Below are 18655 nucleotides of genomic sequence, written 5' to 3' on the forward strand. Positions count from 1 at the left end.
GGTGATGCCGCGAAATGTAAGCTCAATCTTTTAGAGACGTTGTCAATTGAGATTGAACCTGGGGGATAAGGATTTTTCAGTTAATGGCAATAAACCTGCCTCCATTTTCAGCAAAAATGAAATGAAAACATAATGATCTCTAGAGAGAATATCCAAACCAGCGCAGCACTCCCATCGTCGCCATATAAAGCCCGAACGTGAGACAGCATCCACCCAGAAGCGCGGGATAAAAGGCCATCCCGTGTTTCATCGCCCAAGGAATGAGCAGAAACATCGGCAGGGAAGGCAGCACATACCAGAATGTCGCAAAGACATGCGCCTGCATCCGCTCTGCATCATGGGTTTCCTGCCACAGCCAGAGCATGCCGAAAATCGAGACAAGCGGCAGCGAGGCGATAAGAGCACCTGCTGCCGGATAGCGTTTGGCGACTGATGAGGCGAGAGCGATCATCAGTCCGGACAGCATGACTTTCAGAAGAAAAAACATCGACGCCCCGACTCATTTCTTTTTGCGTTAGCCTGTTTTCGGCAGTCTGCCCACCTCGGGACATGTCGAGAAAAATTACATTCACCTGCGCCATATCAATGCGCCCTAAATCGACATCAACCAGACTCCTTGGGCAAGGGAGACAGAAATGTTCGCGATGCAGCTCAGCAAACCCCATACCCCGCTTGAATGGGTCGAGCTTCCAGACCCTCATCCGGGGCCGGGCCAAATCCGTGTAAAGGTTGGTGCCTGTGGGGTATGTCGCACTGACCTGCATGTGGTGGATGGTGATCTGACCCATCCGGCCTTACCGATCATTCCGGGGCATGAAATCGTCGGCAGGATCGACGAACTGGGAGACGGCGTCACGGATCTGAGCATCGGTCAGCGTGTCGGCATCCCTTGGCTGGGACACACCTGCGGCCATTGTCTCTACTGCGATGAGGGCAAGGAAAATCTCTGCGATCACCCGCTGTTCACCGGCTACACGCGCAATGGTGGTTACGCGACGATGACGGTAGCAGATGCCCGCTACGCCTTCCCGCTGGGAGAAGAGGGAGACGACGTCTCTCTCGCGCCACTGCTCTGCGCTGGGCTGATCGGCTGGCGGTCCCTTTCTCACGCAGGTAATGGCAAGAAAATCGGACTGTACGGATTTGGCGCAGCCGCGCACATCATCGCTCAGGTTCTGCGCTGGCAGGGCAGGGAAGTTTACGCTTTCACCACGCCCGGTGACACGGAAAAGCAGGCATTTGCACGGTCTCTTGGAGCTGTATGGGCAGGTGGTTCGGACGAAATGCCGCCGGATCTTCTTGATGGAGCAATTATCTTTGCCGCTGTCGGCCCTCTGGTGCCTGCGGCTCTCAAGGCCATACGCAAAGGATGCCGCGTGGTCTGCGCCGGGATTCACATGAGTGAAATTCCGGCGTTTTCCTACGATATCCTGTGGGAAGAGCGTGAGATTGTCTCAATTGCCAATCTGACACGGCAGGATGGACTCGATTTTCTGTCTCTTGCCCCAAAGATTGGCATCAAAACAAAGACTACGACCTATCCGCTCAACAAGGCGAATGAAGCTCTGGATGATCTGCGACATGGCCGCTTTGATGGGGCAGCCGTGCTGGTTCCTTAAATCCATGCATCGAGAAATTAATCAAGCACAGCTTGCAGATTACGGATCAGGACAGATGAAGCGTAGGGTTTGTGGATGACAGGCACATCGGAAAATTCGGCGGGAATCATGTCATGCCCCGTATATCCGGTCGTAAAGATGAAAGGCACTCTCTTTTCACGCAGGATTGCGGCGACATCCAGCACATTTTCCTCGCCCAGATTGATGTCCAGAACCGCGACATCCAGTGCTGAGGAGAGAATGAGCTTCTTCGCTTCGCTGACGGATGCCGCAGTACAGATTCCGGCTACGCCATGATCGGTGAGAGTGTCCTCAATCTCCATGGCGATCAGCATCTGATCTTCCACAATCAGAACGTGAGCATTCCTGAGATTGATGCCTCTTTTCTGATCCTCGGCGAGTTCTTGGTTGCATCGATGCGTCATGGACCACGGTTTGCGATCATGCTCGGGGGTTTCATTTACAAAGCGGGCAGGCACCGACAGACGGATATTGACACCCTCGGGACAGAATGTCCGTTCCGCGACGCCGCCCAGTTCATGCGTAAGGGCGCGGGAAAGCAGCAGGGACCCGAACCCGAGATGGGTCGGTTCGCTGACTTTCGGTCCCCCGGTTTCTTTCCAGAGAATGTCCCAGGTCTGATCAACCCTGTTGAATGTCCAGGAAATGGCGAGATGACCCGCCTCACATGACAACGAGCCATACTTGGCTGCATTGGTGGCAAGCTCATGAAACAGCAGCGTCATGACGGACAGCGCCTTTCCCGGCATCCACAAATCCGGACCCGTCACCGTTATGGCATCCGGTCGGATAGAGTAGGGAGCCAGTTCAGCCTCAAGCAAAGCATAGAGGTATCCGCCGCTATTGGCGCTCACGATCTGATCATGCGCTACGCCGAGCGCCTTGATCCGGTCACGCAGCCGCTGAATGCTGTCTTTCTGCGACCTTTCCTCGACAATGGAACGGCCGACGACAGACTGCACAACGGAGAGGATATTTTTGACGCGATGCGTCAGTTCATCATTCAGCAGCCTCTGGCGTGCTTCGGCTTGTGACCGCTGCTCCAGCAGCGCCTGATAGTAAGCCCCGGTTGCCTCTATCAGGGCAGCGCGTAATTCCTCAGCTGCTTCCTCGTCCTCAACGGTCCATGTTGCGGAACAGTTATGAACCCTGTCCTGACAGAAACCGCCCTTTCCGTAACGCACCGTCGGCGTTTCACCGGGCTCGGGCGCACGGTTCACGAGGCGAACCTTTTCCTTGCGGAAGAAATACAGGTAGTCGCCCGGCTGAGCCGTCATGGGCACGATCATCATACCGGCGACACCAGGCAGATGCGGCACCAGGGAGGGGACATCCCGAATGAGTGAGACGGTGCTCCATATCTGGGTAATGCCGTCGTTATAAGTCCCTGACCAGCGGACCAGTTCAGAGATGGATTCAGGCTGGATTGTAAACCCGTGGACTGCCGGATGCCCGTCAATCCAGACAGCTACGCCGTCACACTCCACCTGAGACGCCAGGTCGGCGACATGAGCGCGGATATAGGCCGGAATATCAGTCGCAGATGCCGCGTCATGCACAAAACCATGAATGGCGGCATATGTTTTCTGGGTGACCTGCAAGCGGCTGGCGCGGACATTGGCTGTAATCTGGAGCGCCACATATTCACTGAACATTTTTGCGACAGCACGCTCGTCCATAGTGACATTCATCGGGGTATAGTTGCGCCCGATCAACATGCCCCACAACGCGCCATCAACGACAAGCGCCAGCAGCATTGTCGCCTCTATGCCGCAGGCTTTCATATAGGCCCGCCTTTCTCCTGACGATGCGCGCATCATCACCAGAGAAAGATCCAGGGGCGCCAGTTCGGACTCTGAACGGATTTCAACTGCTTCTGACGAGACGTTTTCGATCACCCGGATCAGGGAGCGCAGATAGAGCTTTCTAAGCGCATCTGGCAGACCTGCATGGGATATGTACTGCCCAGACAGATGAGCAAGTCCAGAAACGCAGTCATCAGCCATCACTTCAGCCAGCCCATGCGGAGCGAACCGGCACAGCATAACGTGATCGTACTCAACGATCATTCTCATCTGAACAACGGCCGCCTGACATAACGGCAGGAGCTCATTGTTCTCTCTCAGTCGATCAATCGCGCTTCTCAGATGGCGAATGAGAGAACCGGTCAGTTGTGGAGGACCAGGAGGTGTACACTCAATGACAAGATCATCGCCTGAGACATGGACTGCGATATCGCAGGCTACAAGTTGAGGACCGACGGGAAGATTGAAAAGCAGGGCAGGGCGTCCAGTAATCTGGTTCTCTTTCAATCCGTCCAGAATGGCTCGCGCAGCGGTTTCGGCAGTGCACTGAACAAACGTCTTCCCGAGCGCCATATCAGGCTGTGAAAGAAAAGTGGGAGCGTTTACAGAATAACGTCGCAGCTGGAGCGTGTGGGTATCAAAACAGAGAAGACACCCGCGTGCCTGAACGAGGTTCCTGACCGTTGCACTTTCAGGTGCAGGAGATGAGACAGCTATCGAGCGTTCTCCCTGCCGGTTTTTACTCCAGCTTGTCTCATTCTTTTCTCTGCTGAATTCCATTCTTTATACCTACCCCGCTAGGCGCCATGCATTTTCTCCGCCGACAGAAATGTCGGCTTCCTTCCACCGTGATTTCGCATGGCTACGGTTGGCAGTGCGCGTTAAAGAAAACCTCCTCCTCATCAACCGGTTTACCCGAAAACAGAAGCCTGTTTGTCTCTAACACATCGGAAGCATCACAAAATATAAAAAAGGCCTGTAAAAGAGTGTTTACAGGTAGGCTAACGCAATAATACCACTGATCAACGCCAGTGCAAAAACACCACACACCAGCGGCAAACGTTTCTCGATAAAAGTTTCAATCGGCGCTCCAAAGCGACGCAGTAGTCCCGCCACGAGAAAAAATCTAGCCGCACGTGTTGCCAGACTGGCCATAATAAACGGCAACAGAGCAAAATGAGCCGCGCCGCTTGCAATTGTCACAAATTTATAGGGAACGGGCGTCAGTCCCTTGATCAGTATGATCCATACACCCCATTCACGAAACTTCTGCTGTAAAGCGGCCAGCGTGGCGTCCGCATGGTAAAAATGGACGATCGGGCGAGCTATGACTTCAAGCAGAAAGGCTCCGATATACCATCCGAGCACACCTCCTGCGACACTGGCCAGGGTCGCGATGATGGCATAACGCCACGCTTTCGCCCTGTTGGCGAGAACCATCGGAATGAGCAGGGTTTCCGGCGGAAGTGGAAAGAAACTTGCCTCAGAAAAAGCAAGAAAAGCCAGGAAAAATGGAGCATTGGGACCAGCCGCATGAGCACGCACACGTGCATAAAGACGGTCAAGCATGACGTCAGAGATCCCGTATCCAGTTAAACTGGCGCAGGCATGCCACTTTGACCACATGGAGGGCAAGACCAATGATGGCCTCATGCGGGGCTCTTTATCGAAATGACGTTAAAAGAGCATTAGAAATAATGATCGATCAGTAATCAGGCTGCTGCTTCTCAGGGAAGGGGAGAAAACCGAGGCTTCCAAGGCAGCAGAATAAGGTAGGAAGCTGTCAGGTAGATGAGATTAATGTCAGTTCATCAGACAACAGGATTTCCTGTTACGATTTTAGCCCATTTTAACGAGACACCAGAGGCCGCGGGCTTATGTATCGATACACAAAGCGGACGAAGGTCGTCCCGCAGCCATCATGTGCGATGTATGTATCGAGACACCCAAAAGACGCATAAGATATATTATGCCAACTTTTTTTGTGTCGCAAATGGGCTGACAAACTATGACAAGGACATCCGGCTTCGCGTCGATATGATTGTGTCTTACAGTCCGTTGTCGAACAAACAGGCCTGTTGCGAGTTATGACAGCGTCTGAACAGAGTTAAACAGAGAAAGACGGCAACGTATGATCGTCAATAAACGGATCGGCCTTATGGTTCTGATGCGGGAAAGCATCGGCACCCTTCTTGTTCTGGCTGCATGGGATTTTGTGGTCGTCATTCTCTACCAGCTTTTCCATCAGGAATGGATGGAAATCCCCAGCCTCCCCCTTTCCCTGATTGGATCAGCGCTCGCTCTCTTTATGAGCGTGCGCAACAACACTGCCTATGCCCGGTGGTGGGAAGGTCGCACGCTCTGGGGCGCCATCACCAACAACTCCCGCTCTTTCGGGCGTCAGGTCTGCTCCATTCTTGGCGGACGCAAGGATCTCGTGCGGGCAATGGCCGCCTATCCGCATGCACTCAGAACAGCTCTGGGTCAGGTAGACGCCACCAAAGACGTCGAGCGGCTTCTTGCGCCGGAAATGGCCGCCCGCATCAAGGGCTGGAAAAACCAGCCTAACGGTATTCTGGTGCAGTTAGGTATGGTTGTAACCGAGGAAGCCACAAAACTCGGTATCGACGGCGCGCTGCACGGGCAGATCGATCGTATCCTGTCCGATCTGGCCAATGCTCAGGGCGGCCTGGAACGGATCCAGAAGACGCCGCTGCCTATCCAATATTCCGGCCTGCCTCGCGCCCTTGCCAATATTTTTTGCGTCGTGCTGCCGTTGTCGGCCGTTCAGACACTCGGCTGGATCACGCCTCTTGGCTCTTCACTGGTCGGGTTGCTGTTTGTGGTTCTGGACAAGACTGGCGCCGACCTGCAGGAACCTTTCATCAACACGCCTCATGCCCTGCCCATGGCGGCCATGGCGACAACAATCGAAACGGATCTGCTGCAATCCATCGGCGAGGCCCCGCCTTCCCCCATTGCCATCAACAACGGTGTGCAACCATAACGAAAGTGCGTCATTCAGGTCACAATCCGATCACAAGCCTATCAGGTAAGCCGATATTCCGTTGACCGCCATTACTATTTCGTCACATTTCAGACGTAGCGTCGTCACATATCGTCTCACCATGCCTGGCACTGTCGACGGCTTTACCGAGCCGTCTCCACGCAGGCCCGAAAAGGACCACTATGATCGGAGTTCAGCTGGCCCTGATTTCTGCTTTCCGTACCTTTAGCCGGTCTCCATCGGTAGTGCCTGAAAGCATGCGCCGTTCCAGCCGCAACTCTTTTCTGGCTGTCAGCCTGCTTGCAAGCTCATCACTTTTTCTGACAGCTCATCAGGCGAGAGCTGATGAATATACCGACCTGCTGGATATTCTGAAGATCAAGGGCAGCCTTACACAGGGCGAATATAGCGCCCTGATGATCAAGCACCGTCGCCATCAGCAGGAAAGCGCCGAAGCCGAATCAGACCGCAGTGATCGCCGTGCTACCCGTCTGGCTTCCACACGGGATCAGGATCGTGCCGGACATTTCCATTCGACCTCCTCGTCCGCACATCATGTCGCCGTGGCGAGCGGTTCGGATGTCACGCCGGTATTCCTTGATGCTCAGGATGCCGCCTATGACGCAGCCGCCAGCGCACGCTCGGCCCGTCAGTCCATGCTGGCGGCTCAGGCGGCCATCAATGACCCCACCATTGTTAGGGTGGACAAATACGTCCCCGGCAAAGGCGTGACCTTCCACGCCGGTCCTGTCGCGATCAATCTGTCCGGCTTCGTGAACGGTTTCTACACATACGACAACGCATATGGACGCTATGTCGGTGGCGGCACATCCGCGGGTGCGGGCGGCAGCAAGTTTGATGCGTCCGCCGTTCGCAACGGTTACCTTCCTGCGGCTCTGATCACCAAGATCACCACCACGCAGGATGGCATCGATATGGCGGCGGTGTTCGGCATGTATCCGGGCCTCGACAACAACAAACCGGGCGCCATGAACGCCAATTCCGGCGGTAGTCCCGTCGCACTTGGAACGCCCGGCATCGATTTCCGTCAGGTTTACATGACCTTCGGGAACAAGAAGATGGGAACAATCAAGATCGGTCGTGATCTTGGTATCTTCGGTTCTGACGCCATTCTTGATGACGCCACCCTTATCACGCTGGGTTCCATTGGCGGCAACTCGGCCCCCGGCAACACCAGCCTTGGTCGTATCGGCGTAGGTTACCTCTACGCCGACTGGATCCCGCAGATTTCCTACCAGTCGCCCATGATGAGCGGCGTGCAGGTCACGGTCGGCGTCATGCAGCCGATGGATGAGTTCAACTTTGCCGGCACCAACAATAACGGCACGGGACCGGATGCGCTTTCAGCCCAGTCCACCCATCACAGCGCGCCGATGGCTCAGGGCAAGGTCACCTATGACTTTACCAGCGGCGACATCAAGGGCCGTGTCTGGGCCGGCTTCCTCATCCAGCATCAGCAGAGACTGTATTCTTCGGTCATCAGCGAAAGCCAGGGCAAAAGCGCTACGGTTGAAGCCGGAGAAGTTGGCGCGAAGCTCAGCTATAAAGGCTTCGAGGGCGTCGGATACTACTATCGGGCGAGTGGTCTCGGCAGCACGGGACTTTTCTTCGACGGTATCACCCCCGCTGGCAACAAGCGTAATTCCGAGGGCTATTACGTTCAGGGTTCCTACTCGTTCGATAAGAAGCTACGGCTTGCCGCAAGTTATGGTGTCAGCAATCTCTACCAGGCTCCGGGCGAAATCGATTCCATTCTTGTCCGACGCAATGAGTCTGAAGTGGGTGCGCTGTTCTACAAATGGACAGACTGGATCCAGTTTGTCGCGGAATACAGCCATACCGAATCAATCGCGCACAATGGCAATCGCGGCAAGGATAACTCGGCTTCTGGCGGTGCGGTGCTCTTCTTCTGATCTTCTGAAGCAAGCAGAAGCGTTTGCCGGATGATCTGTCTGGATAAAGATAGAGTCCGTCCATCGTGCTGAGTGTTGAACCCACCGGAAAAGGTCACGTTGTCTTTCAATGTCCGAAAAGGTTGCATTGTAAAAAATAGTGCAACTTTCAGGCGGTCGATGCTTTGAATGCTCGCATCACATGCCGAGCATTTTGGTCCACAAGACAACGTCGCGTTTTTATGGTAAAGCTGCACCTATGAATACATTCAGATCTCCTCCGAAGGGCGGCGTCACAGACGCCATGGCGCGGACAGCAGCGGCCACGACTGCTGCGCAGGCGAAAACGAAGGTAAAAGACGAAGATCCGTTTCAGGAAGGCGACTCAATCGTCTATGCGGCCCACGGCGTCGGGCGCGTTGACCGGATCGGCGTTGATGAAATTGCCGGGACAAAGCTGGAGGTGATCCAGATTTCCTTCCCCGGCAATCAGATGACACTGCGTATTCCGCTTTCAAAAGCGCGGAAGGCCGGTCTGCGCAAGATCGTCTCCCGTGAGATTGTCGACAAGGCGATGTCCATCATCAAGGGCAAGCCTCATGTCAGCAAGGGCATGTGGGCACGCCGTGCTGTGGCCTATCAGGAAAAGATCAACTCCGGTGATCTGGTCCAGATTGCGGAAGTACTCCGTGACCTGCGCCGGAACGTCGACAGTCTTGATGGCAGCTTCAGTGAACGCAAGCTGTTCGAGGCGGCTCAGGAGCGTTTCGTGGCCGAGGTCGCCGTTCTTGAAAAGAAAGAGCCGGCAGATGTGCTTCAGTCATTGACCGCCGTGATGAAAGCCGCCTGACACAGGAACTGACTGTGCTGCTCCCCTCGCCCGCTCCGCTTTCCGAGAACACATCCCTTCCCTCCAGCGAAGCGCTGAAACTGCTGTTGAGGCGGGCAGAGATGGAACTGGAAGCGGAGCATTTTGCCGAGGTCATGGTGGCTCTCAGCCCACATGGCGGCATGGGATCCGAGGCCATCGATTCCCTGCTGGGCTTCGCACTCACTGGTCTTGAGCAACATGAAGAAGCCGCTCTCTGCCTTCACTCCGCTTTTCATCTTGGTGAAGGCAGCAAACATCCGGCTCTTGATCTTGTTGCTCTCTTCGGTCGCCTGAACAGAAGAGAGCAGGCCAGAAAGACACTTGAGGCTCTTCTAAAGATTACACCCAACGATGCGCGCGTACTGGATGCTCTGGGTGAAATCCTGATCTATCTTGGTGAAACCGAAGAGGCTCTCAGGATTCTGGACCATTCGCTGGATGTTCGTCCGACCTCGCCGCTGACTATGAATTTCAAGGCCATCGCGCTCATGGAACTGGGCGAGATCAGTGAAGCCACCAAGATATTCAAGAAAGTGCTGAAACTGATCCCAGACAATGCCAGTGCGCTCTCAAATCTGGCCTGTATCTACTCCGCTCTGAACCGTTCTGACGACGCATTGGCTCTCTATCGCTCTGCCATCATTGAACGACCTCAGAACGCAACAATCCGCCTGAACCACTCGATCTCCCTTCTCAAGGCCGGTCGATATGCGCAGGGCTGGGCGGAACACGAATGGCGTCTTCAGCTTCCGGGGCATTCCCAACTGCCTGCGTCACTGCTGGTTCCCTCTCTGGGAGACGGCGTCGACATTCGCGGCAAGCGTATACTCGTGACGCAGGAAGAGGGCCTTGGCGATACGCTTATGTATCTCCGCTATATCCCGGCCCTGGCCCGTCGTGGTGCGATCGTTCATCTGTGGGTGCCTGAGACGCTGGCGGATCTGTGCCGCCGGGTGGAAGGCGCTGCCGTCGTGCAGGTTGGTGGAAACGTGCCTGAATTTGACTGGCATTGTCCATTCATCAGTCTGCCCAGAGTCTTTGTTGGAACGGAGGACGCCATGGGCGACCCTGTTCCCTATCTCCATACGGATCCTCGGAAAGATCAGGCTGCACGCGAGTTGCTTCCGGATAACGGCAAGCTGAATGTCGGACTTGTCTGGGGTGGGGCACCCCGTCCCAATCTCAGCAGCGCTCTGATGCTTGACCGCAAACGCTCCACCTCCCTCGCCTCCCTTGATCCACTAGGGAAAATAGCGGGCATCAATCTGATCAGTTTCCAGAAAGGACCTCACGCCGAACAGGGTACGACCCTGCCGTGCGGCAAGGAAATTCTGGACCTGATGCCTTACGCCGATACAATGGACGATACGGCTTCCTTTCTTATGGGGATCGACGTGCTGGTTTCGGTGGATACATCGGTCGTCCATCTTGCTGGCGCTCTGGGGCGTCCTGTCCTGCTCATGGACCGGTTTGACAACTGCTGGCGCTGGCTATCGGGACGGGATGATTCGATCTGGTACCCGGATTTGACGATTATCCGCCAGAAGAAACCCCACAAGTGGGATGACGTGGTCAAACGCGTTGCCGCACACCTTAAAAAGATGGCCGCAGCTCACAAACGGTCCTGATTTTTTTTCGACGTCTTTATCTGGAATATTGAATGACTGGTTATTTGGGAGGCTGGAAAGCCAATCCCGTTCGCGAATGCCTTGCCGGCATGGTCGCGACCTTTGCTCTTATCCCCGAGGTCATCGCCTTTGCCTTCGTCGCAGGCGTTGATCCTTCGGTCGGCCTGTACGCCTCCTTTATCATCAGCATCGTCATCGCCTTTACGGGCGGTCGGCCGGCGATGATTTCCGCAGCAGCTGGCTCAGTCGCGCTCGTCGCTGCTGGCCTAGTCCATGCACATGGTGTGCAGTATCTGCTGCTGGCGACCCTGCTCTGCGGCGTCATCCAGATTGTGTTCGGTCTGCTGCGTCTGCATGTGCTAATGCGGTTTGTGTCCCGGCCAGTGCGGACCGGCTTTGTGAACGCTCTGGCCATTCTGATCTTTTCTGCACAGCTGCCACATCTGACTGGTGTATCGTGGCAGACATGGATGCTGCTCGGGATCGGACTGGCCATCATCTATGGCGTTCCACGTTTCTTCACGGCCATCCCGTCACCACTCATCTGCATCGTGGTGCTGACGGTCATCGTCACGCTGTATCCGATGCCGGTCGCACGGGTATCGGACCTTGGACATCTTCCCGACGGACTGCCGCTTCCCGTTCTGCCGCATCTGCCGTTTACATCCGAAACACTGGAAATCATCTTTCCGGCGGCACTTGCAATGGCCATGGTGGGACTGCTGGAAAGCCTGATGACGGCACGAGTGGTAGATGACCTAACGTCAACGCCATCCGACAAACGTCAGGAATCCATCGGTCTGGGACTGGCCAACTGCGCTTCCGGGCTGTTTGGCGGCATTGCAGGCTGCGGCATGATCGGACAGACAGTCGGTAACATTCGCTATGGTGGTCGGGGACGGCTTTCGACGCTTTTCGCGGGCGTGTTTCTGCTCGTCCTGATGGTGCTGCTGCGTCCGCTCGTCGCACAGGTGCCGGTCGCCGCTCTGGTCGCCATCATGGTCATGGTGTCAGCCAGCACCTTTTCATGGTCGTCCATCAAGGAATTGACCTCCCATCCGCCTCTCGCCAGCACGGTCATGGTCGTCACCGTCGTTGTTGTCGTGCTGACCCACAATCTGGCGGCGGGCGTTGCCGTCGGCGTCCTGCTTAGCGGCGTCTTCTTCGCTTCCAATGTGTCGTCGATGCTCAAGGTCGATAAGACGCAGGATGCCCGGACAGGATCGGTGCATTACGCCGTCAAAGGCGAAGTCTTCTTCGCCTCGGCTGAACTGCTGGAAGATTCCATCGAGTATGGCGAACCCGCAGCCGGCAATGGCACGGCCGTGACCATCGACCTGAGTCAGGCTCATATCTGGGACAGTACGGGTACGGGAGCGATTGAAACAATCGTCACCAGCCTGAAGGAGCGCGGATATGTCGTTCAGCTGACGGGGCTTAATCAAAAGAGCAGCAGTCTGCTTGAGCGCTGCTCTTCCATTTCGGGCTAATTACCAAATCCGGAATGACGGCAATTTTCGCCAGAAAAAACGAAAGCCGTTACCTGTTTTTTTTCAGGTAACGGCTTTATTGCCTAAGGCATTGTCGCACGGCCTTGCTTTGTGACAATGCCTTTGATCATGTTGAAATTTCCGGGTCCGCTGCTTGTCAGGAAAGCGACGCCAGAACACCAGACATTCAGTTCGCTGGCTGCCTGTCAGGAACCCTATACCAGGTCGGCGGCTGCTTTCCGTGGCGATGTTTGGAGTGGAAACCATATTTTCCATTGCCGTCATCGTCGGCACAGGCGGAAATGGTGCAGGCCAGCACAAAAAGCATCAGCCAGCGTCGCCAGCCAGCCGTGCCTGACGTTAGAATAGTCTTATTCATTGTGTCGTTTCCCGAGCTTTGAAGGGCTGGATTGGGGCCATGGACCCGGCTTCACGCATATACTGCGCAGCCAGAGGATCGGTGTCAGCGTCTGTCCCGGCTCTTGCGCCGAGGCTCTGGGCGGCCTGAGCCAGAAGCGCGTTCGCACGTTGTCCCTGCCCTGCCTGACGTGCCGCCTGTGCTTCCAACGCCAGCGCACGGGCCATCGCCCTGTAATCTCCCGTCTCACGACGCAGGGAAACAGCATCCGCCGCATGGTTCATGGCCTGCTGCGGGTTGCTGTTCAGGGAGTAACAGGCCTGAAGCTCCGCCAGATCGCCTTTCTGCACAGCGGACTGCGGTGGCTTGGCCGACTGGATCGTCCCGATTGCCGACATAAGGGTCGTACTGTCGTGCTGTCGTGCTGCGACTAGTCCCTGCACAAAGGCTCCACGCAGGGAGACATCCGTATCCGGTGACTGGGTGGCGACCCGGGCCTCGCGCGCTGCTATACCAAGATCATTCAGACGAAAAGCAGAAGCTGCCGCCACGAGACTGAGCGCACCGGAGTCTGACTCAACGGTCTCTGCTCCGTGTGAGCTCTGAGGTAGCCCACCAGCTGTCGCGTGCGCCTCACTTCCCTGACGCATGGCCAGAGCAGAGCGGGCATTCTGCACGGTCTGAAGCGCATCTGATGGCTCGTCTGCCGCAAGCTGCGTGACGGCAAGATTGTAGGAGGCATCGCCAATGGCGCCTACGTCATTACGACGCAGGGCCAGCCGTGTCGCTTCACGATAGGACTTTTCCGCAACGGAATAACGCTCGATAGCCAGAGCCTGACTGCCTACATCCATGGCCTGCTGATAGGCCACGTCCTGATCCTGAACCGTTTCGTCTTTCGTTGACCCTGCACAGCCTGAAAGGGTCGTGCACAGCAGCAGGGCTGCGATCAGGGAGACTTTCTTCATGGTGCCACCTTTCTGGCTGGCAGCCGGTTTTTGCTCTTCTGCTGATGACCGCCGAGCAGCCACAGTCCTTTCAGCTGGTCCGTGAGTTTCTGCAGGCTGTAAAGCGTTGTCTGCGCCTGAGTGAGCATGGCCGGAACGCTGGCCAGACTTTCATCCACATTCTTGGTTATGGAAGGCAGTCTCGGCGTGGCGTTCTTCAGGTCATGCGTAGCGGATTTCACATTGGCCATCGTGCTGTCGGTCTTGCTGAGGATGGCGCGAAGCTGCTCTTCTTCCGGCCGCAGACGGTTGATCACCTCGTTGAGAGAAACGATCATCGCCTCTGACTTGCGCACCAGATCGTCGTTGGTCATCAACTGGCCGACACTGCCTTTGCCCGCATGCATGTCCGTGATCGCCTCATCCAGCTGCGCCATCATGTGACGGGCGCTGGAGAGAGCGGGCATGATCTGGGCCTGAATGTCCTTCAGAGTCTGGGTAATCATGTCCGTCGGGCTCGGCTCGGTGATGGCGTTGATGACGGCGTAATTCCAGTCCATCGCCTCGCCGGAACCACGGGTCAGATCGAGATAACTCGCTCCGGCCACGACAAACGCTTTCCTGATGACGGCCTTGCTGTCACGGCGCAGGAACGGTTCCACCTGCGGATCGAGGTCCACCAGAGCATACATGCCGCCGGTAGGATTCAGCTTGATGGCGCGGATCGTTCCGGCGTGTGCACCGAGGATCTGCACATCGCCTCCCACGGTCAGACCACCGACACCGGTCTCCGGCAGCACGACGCGCAGGCGGGCGGGCGGGCTGAGCCAGTCACTGAGCACGCCGGCCTCGATGACCGCCGCCGCGAAAAGCACCATGGCGATCAGAACAAGCAGACCAACCCACTCGTCAGCATAGCGCAGATGAATAAGAGGGCGGCCTTTCTGCCGTAACCTGACCTGAAACATCAGCGTATCCGTACCGTTAAGAGACCATCATCCGCCAGCCGCCACAGGGCGCTGACCGCTTTGCGATAGGGCTGCCACACAGTTGTGTCGCGGACAAACCAGACGACTGCCGCCCCTCTGTCACGTGCTTCTGTCAGACATTCAAAGAATGCCCCTGAAATATCCACGGGACTACCCTCCAGAGGATCCTCGATCAGAAGCAACTGGGGCTGTCCCAGAAATGCCCGAACACAGGACGCCCTTACCAGATCCGCACTTGAGAGACGGCGCGGTGTTTCAACGGGAATACCCGGCAACCCGAACTGGGTGCAGAGACGGGCGGTTTCCCCTGTCAGATCCTGCACCGAAACAGTTGTATGATGCAGTTCCTTGAACATCATACCCACATGGGTGCCGAACAGATCCGTCCACACCGGTCTGCGGGTGATGCGCCCGATGCGACCACGCAGGGCGTTGCGGTGCCGGTCATCCAGATCATTCCAGTTCATATCCATGAAACGCGCACTGCCGTTGCGCAGATGCACCATGCCGGAACACAGATCGGCGAACATGGTCGCTCTCGACATGTCGCGCGTCTCGATGACAGCACATTCACCGGGCATCACGCGCAGGGAAAGCGGCACGGGTGGCAGGCTGCTCTCGTCAAAGACCGGCGTGGCATCGGCCAGTTCGAGCATGGGACCGGTGAGGTGTTTCATGCGTCACTCTTTTCCGAAAAGAGTGACAGAATGCGGTTCTCAGACAACATGCTTTCCAGTCTCCTCATACCTTGAGGCTGAAAAGAACACTGACCGTCATCACGATCAGAATGCCGCGAGAAAAGCCCCGAGGAAGCATGGTCCGCAGAGAGTCTTCATTCGACGCCGTCAGGCCGCTGACACAGCAACCCAACCCCACGAGAAACCCGACAACAACAAACTTGAGCGGGATCAGCAGATAATCTGCCGGGGTCATGGCTGTGACCACGTCATAGTAGAATGAAAACAGCGAGTTCGACAGAGCACCGGATGCACGGCTGATGATGTAGCCCGTCGTCAGGGACGCGAGGGAGAACATGATGCCGAGCGTAAAACCCGCCACCGTGAAGGCCAGCGTCCTTGGCAGCACGAGCAGCAGGAACGGATCAAGACCTTCCGCCTGCATGGAACGGATCTGCCCCCCAGTCGCCAGCATCCCCACTTCAGCAAGAGACAGCATCCCGCTGCGACCCAGCATCAGGATACCCACCAGAATAGGCGCCAGTTCCCGCACAATGACGCTCACCAGAACGGATCCCGTCATCTTGGCCATTCCGGCGAAACCAAGCCAGTAAATCGCCTGGGACACCACGCCGACACCAGTCAGGGAGCCCATGACCAGAGTGCTGATAAGACCTTTTCCGGCGACATCCGAAAGCGTGAGCTGGAATTCGTATCGGACAGTCCGACGCCAGGAATTACCGCGCACGCTTTCGCGCAGCACGCCCCACATGGTCCCCAGCATGATGAGCAGAAACCAGACCTGCTTGCGAACCAGCGCCCCGAGCCAGCCAAGAAAATAGACAAAGCGCTCGCCAAGCGTTGCATCTTCCCGTTGCGTATCATCGGGATGGAAGGTTTCCGGCGGAACACCCAGCCCGTGAGCGATGCTCCCGGGATCATCCGGCAGAGTGCCTTCTGGCACTCTGTGTTCGTCTGGCGGGCCTCCCTGCCCTGTCGGCTTGTCTGTCACCGTCTGGTCGCGAGTACATAAACCCGCCCTATACCAGCATTTGGTGCATAAAATGAGCCGCGGCTATGGAACAGATAATGTTCCCGGAGCGCCTGATACACCCGCTCGGTAACCTCAATCGTGCCGACATCCGGCGCGCCCTGCGCCATGAGTTCCGCAAGGGTGACCGCCTCTCCCCACAGATTGAAGATCCTTGGATCGGTGCCAAGCTCCCCACCCATGGCCGGACCGTAATCCATGCCGATGCTGAAGATCGGTTCAATATTGGCAGAGGAAAGCAGCAACATGCAGGCTTCACGAAGTACCAGCGCCGCTTCGGCCACTCTCCAGATCGCTGTGGAGTCAGTCTCCTTGGTGCATCCCGCCACGCAGATCAGTCGGTGCCCCGCGACTTTTACGGAGAACAGATTGTACCGCTTGGCGATTTCCTGAACTTCGGACGCGATCCGGTCGATCAGAGGTAGAAGAGAAGACCCATCATCCCCGTTTTCCATGACAGGATCAGAGAAGGTGACGACCATCACGGCGACGCTGGGGAACTGTCCCTGGCCAACTTCACCACTGGCTGTCGTGGCCTGCATGAGCGCCGCGTCAAAGCGGGGTGCAGGCAGTTTCTGAACTTCCGAGGCATCTGCCGCAGACACCTTCTCCGGTTCCGGCATTTCCGCCATGCCACCGAAACGGATGGCCGCGATCGAGGCCACAATTTCCAGAAAATAGCTGACTGACAGAGGATCGGGCGCATCTTCGATCGTGATGACACCGACAATATCCGTATGACCGCCGCTGGCGCCCCGAATGGGGTAGAGCATCAGGGAAGACGTGCCGCTGTCGCGCATGACGACGCGCTCGTAAGCAGCGGTCCTCTCATCCTTTGCCGCCACCGGCACCGACACAGGCACTCCGGCGTCCACGAGTTTGAAGAAATCCTCCATATCCTTGCGGGACAGGTCGAAACCACCGGAATGAGCTTCCTGTCGTGCATCGAAACTGTCTTCACAGATCAGCGCCATGCCATCATGCAGCAATCGCCACAGAGACGCCTTGCGCCCCTGCGTGATGTGGGCAAGTTCTTCCGTCAGGGCCAGCGCCTCGCCGTTGACGTTCAGAAGATCGGGCGTGACGGCAATCTGTTGCAAAGCGGACGTCTGTGTATTTGTCAGCGCTTTCTCGTGCCTGAGTTCTTTCGTGACGCGCTCCGTGCGTCGTCCCTGACGGGCGAGAAGAGCCGCAAGGATGCCTGCCAGAACAATAATAATGACGGAAAACTGGAAACTTTCCCGGCCACTCTGCCGCGCAAAACTGGCGAAATCGTTTTCAGGCGCGACAATCAGCAGAACCCAGTGATCGGACGACGGCAAGGTCTGAGCCATACCGATATAGTTCTTGCCGCCATAACGGAACGGATGAGAGCCGACCCCGCGAACCCGGTACGTGTCATAAACGCGTTTGAAGGTGCCCTGCGTCGCCGGATCCAGCGTCATCCTGGCCGGGTCACCCTGAGACCTCTCGACGACTGACTGGAAGCCATGCCCGGCGATGATGCGACCATTGCTGTCCAGAATGATCGCCGTGCCGTTCTGGCTGATTTTCAGCGCATCCAGAAAGTCGCTCAGTTCGTTCAGCGAAACATTGATCGCAAAAACTCTCTGAACTCCGTCTTGCCCCATGAGAGGTACCGAACCGGTTACAACCAGTTGCTTGGTCGAGGCGTAAATTGTGGGAGGTGTCCAGGAAAACCCCTTTTTCTCGATGGCCCCCTGATACCAAGGGCGGCCCCGCGGATCATAATTGTCTGAAGTATTTTCTTCCGACCGGATTTTCTTGCCTTTTTCATCGTAAAAATCGTGATGAAAAACAGCCTTTCCATCGACAACCCGCAGATCGGTATATTCGAGACCTTTTCCATCAGGGCTTCGTTCAACCAGCAGGAATCCTCCCGTCTGGTCGCCCATGTAATAGGACTGGATCTGAGGGACGAGCCGAAGCATCGTGGCGCCGTAGGAATAGAAAGCGCCCCTTGTTACGGCGACAGGCGCGTGGCTGATGAAATCCTGCGCGAATGAGCCACCCAGCGTGGCTGCGCCCATGTAGCCGGTTACATCCTGCACAACGTAGCGCTGCACCGACTGGAGCAGTTCATGCGTCAGCTTCAGAACTCCCGCCCGCGTGGTGCGGTAGTTGTGCCAGCCGATCCCGCCGATCGCCAGAAGGATGAGCAACACTGTTGCAACAGGCACCACGACCTGAATGAACTTCTGACGCAGGGAGACGTCTTTCTGCTCTGTCGGATCGACTATCTCATTCGCAACCAAAAG

15 protein-coding genes are annotated in these 18655 nt (G+C 56.4%); 6 read left to right on the forward strand and 9 right to left on the reverse strand.

The window, feature by feature from the left end; all coding sequences use genetic code 11:
• Positions 1-139: 139 nt before the first annotated feature.
• Positions 140-487 carry a DUF3147 family protein gene (locus EMQ_RS02280; RefSeq protein ID WP_010665765.1) on the reverse strand — a complete coding sequence of 116 codons (348 nt, stop codon included), beginning with the start codon at positions 485-487 and terminating at the stop codon, positions 140-142.
• Positions 488-635: 148 nt separating this feature from the next.
• Here EMQ_RS02280 and EMQ_RS02285 point away from each other — a divergent pair, with 148 nt between their 5' ends.
• A complete protein-coding gene (locus EMQ_RS02285; protein WP_010665764.1) occupies positions 636-1619 on the forward strand; it encodes a zinc-dependent alcohol dehydrogenase family protein in 984 nt (327 codons plus the stop codon).
• Between the two features lie 17 nt (positions 1620-1636).
• On the opposite strand, the gene EMQ_RS02290 is transcribed toward EMQ_RS02285, so the two are convergent.
• Entirely contained in the window at positions 1637-4225 is a 2589-nt protein-coding gene (locus tag EMQ_RS02290) for an HWE histidine kinase domain-containing protein (RefSeq protein WP_010665763.1), read from the reverse strand.
• A 210-nt stretch (positions 4226-4435) separates the two neighbouring features.
• Positions 4436-5014 carry a YqaA family protein gene (locus EMQ_RS02295; RefSeq protein ID WP_010665762.1) on the reverse strand — a complete coding sequence of 193 codons (579 nt, stop codon included), beginning with the start codon at positions 5012-5014 and terminating at the stop codon, positions 4436-4438.
• 562 nt (positions 5015-5576) lie between these two features.
• On the opposite strand from EMQ_RS02295, the gene EMQ_RS02300 reads away from it, so the two are divergent.
• The 5 genes from EMQ_RS02300 (at position 5577) to EMQ_RS02320 (ending at position 12354) form a co-directional block, all read left to right on the forward strand.
• Positions 5577-6452 carry a bestrophin family protein gene (locus tag EMQ_RS02300; protein ID WP_018308528.1) on the forward strand — a complete coding sequence of 292 codons (876 nt, stop codon included), beginning with the start codon at positions 5577-5579 and terminating at the stop codon, positions 6450-6452.
• A 182-nt stretch (positions 6453-6634) separates the two neighbouring features.
• Positions 6635-8386 carry a porin family protein gene (locus tag EMQ_RS02305; RefSeq protein ID WP_010666444.1) on the forward strand — a complete coding sequence of 584 codons (1752 nt, stop codon included), beginning with the start codon at positions 6635-6637 and terminating at the stop codon, positions 8384-8386.
• Between the two features lie 238 nt (positions 8387-8624).
• The gene (locus EMQ_RS02310; protein ID WP_026200274.1) at positions 8625-9215 is read left to right on the forward strand and encodes a CarD family transcriptional regulator; all 591 of its coding nucleotides are present in this window, start codon (positions 8625-8627) and stop codon (positions 9213-9215) included.
• A gap of 14 nt (positions 9216-9229) precedes the next feature.
• Positions 9230-10864: a tetratricopeptide repeat protein gene (locus EMQ_RS02315; RefSeq protein ID WP_010666499.1), complete on the forward strand. Its 1635-nt coding sequence runs from the start codon at positions 9230-9232 to the stop codon at positions 10862-10864.
• A gap of 32 nt (positions 10865-10896) precedes the next feature.
• Positions 10897-12354 (forward strand): SulP family inorganic anion transporter, encoded by a 1458-nt coding sequence (locus EMQ_RS02320; protein WP_010666500.1) that lies wholly within the window; start codon positions 10897-10899, stop codon positions 12352-12354.
• Positions 12355-12541: 187 nt separating this feature from the next.
• Here the strand turns inward: EMQ_RS02320 and EMQ_RS02325 are convergent, their stop codons facing one another.
• The 6 genes from EMQ_RS02325 to EMQ_RS02350 form a co-directional block, all read right to left on the reverse strand.
• Positions 12542-12733, reverse strand: coding sequence for a hypothetical protein (locus EMQ_RS02325; RefSeq protein WP_010666397.1), 192 nt, complete (start codon positions 12731-12733; stop codon positions 12542-12544).
• Complete coding sequence (locus tag EMQ_RS02330; protein ID WP_010666398.1) at positions 12730-13680, reverse strand: outer membrane protein assembly factor BamD; 951 nt, start codon at positions 13678-13680, stop codon at positions 12730-12732. The genes EMQ_RS02325 and EMQ_RS02330 overlap by 4 nt, the downstream gene beginning before the upstream one ends.
• On the reverse strand, positions 13677-14627 hold the full coding sequence (locus EMQ_RS02335; RefSeq protein ID WP_010666399.1) for an MlaD family protein: 951 nt from the start codon (positions 14625-14627) through the stop codon (positions 13677-13679). The genes EMQ_RS02330 and EMQ_RS02335 overlap by 4 nt, the downstream gene beginning before the upstream one ends.
• Complete coding sequence (locus EMQ_RS02340) at positions 14627-15325, reverse strand: ABC transporter ATP-binding protein (protein ID WP_010666400.1); 699 nt, start codon at positions 15323-15325, stop codon at positions 14627-14629. The genes EMQ_RS02335 and EMQ_RS02340 overlap by 1 nt, the downstream gene beginning before the upstream one ends.
• 64 nt (positions 15326-15389) lie before the next feature.
• Entirely contained in the window at positions 15390-16289 is a 900-nt protein-coding gene (locus tag EMQ_RS02345; RefSeq protein WP_010666401.1) for an MlaE family ABC transporter permease, read from the reverse strand.
• Positions 16290-16333: 44 nt separating this feature from the next.
• A complete protein-coding gene (locus EMQ_RS02350; protein ID WP_018308525.1) occupies positions 16334-18652 on the reverse strand; it encodes a cache domain-containing protein in 2319 nt (772 codons plus the stop codon).
• Positions 18653-18655 lie beyond the last annotated feature (3 nt).

This window comes from Acetobacter aceti NBRC 14818 (genome assembly GCF_000193495.2).
Lineage (GTDB): Bacteria > Pseudomonadota > Alphaproteobacteria > Acetobacterales > Acetobacteraceae > Acetobacter > Acetobacter aceti.

Coding starts and splice junctions, on each gene's coding strand:
- EMQ_RS02280 (WP_010665765.1), bottom strand. CDS start 487: ATGTTTTTTCTTCTGAAAGTCATGCTGTCCGGACTGATGATCGCTCTC.
- EMQ_RS02285 (WP_010665764.1), top strand. CDS start 636: ATGTTCGCGATGCAGCTCAGCAAACCCCATACCCCGCTTGAATGGGTC.
- EMQ_RS02290 (WP_010665763.1), bottom strand. CDS start 4,225: ATGGAATTCAGCAGAGAAAAGAATGAGACAAGCTGGAGTAAAAACCGG.
- EMQ_RS02295 (WP_010665762.1), bottom strand. CDS start 5,014: ATGCTTGACCGTCTTTATGCACGTGTGCGTGCTCATGCGGCTGGTCCC.
- EMQ_RS02300 (WP_018308528.1), top strand. CDS start 5,577: ATGATCGTCAATAAACGGATCGGCCTTATGGTTCTGATGCGGGAAAGC.
- EMQ_RS02305 (WP_010666444.1), top strand. CDS start 6,635: ATGATCGGAGTTCAGCTGGCCCTGATTTCTGCTTTCCGTACCTTTAGC.
- EMQ_RS02310 (WP_026200274.1), top strand. CDS start 8,625: ATGAATACATTCAGATCTCCTCCGAAGGGCGGCGTCACAGACGCCATG.
- EMQ_RS02320 (WP_010666500.1), top strand. CDS start 10,897: ATGACTGGTTATTTGGGAGGCTGGAAAGCCAATCCCGTTCGCGAATGC.
- EMQ_RS02325 (WP_010666397.1), bottom strand. CDS start 12,733: ATGAATAAGACTATTCTAACGTCAGGCACGGCTGGCTGGCGACGCTGG.
- EMQ_RS02330 (WP_010666398.1), bottom strand. CDS start 13,680: ATGAAGAAAGTCTCCCTGATCGCAGCCCTGCTGCTGTGCACGACCCTT.
- EMQ_RS02335 (WP_010666399.1), bottom strand. CDS start 14,627: ATGTTTCAGGTCAGGTTACGGCAGAAAGGCCGCCCTCTTATTCATCTG.
- EMQ_RS02340 (WP_010666400.1), bottom strand. CDS start 15,325: ATGAAACACCTCACCGGTCCCATGCTCGAACTGGCCGATGCCACGCCG.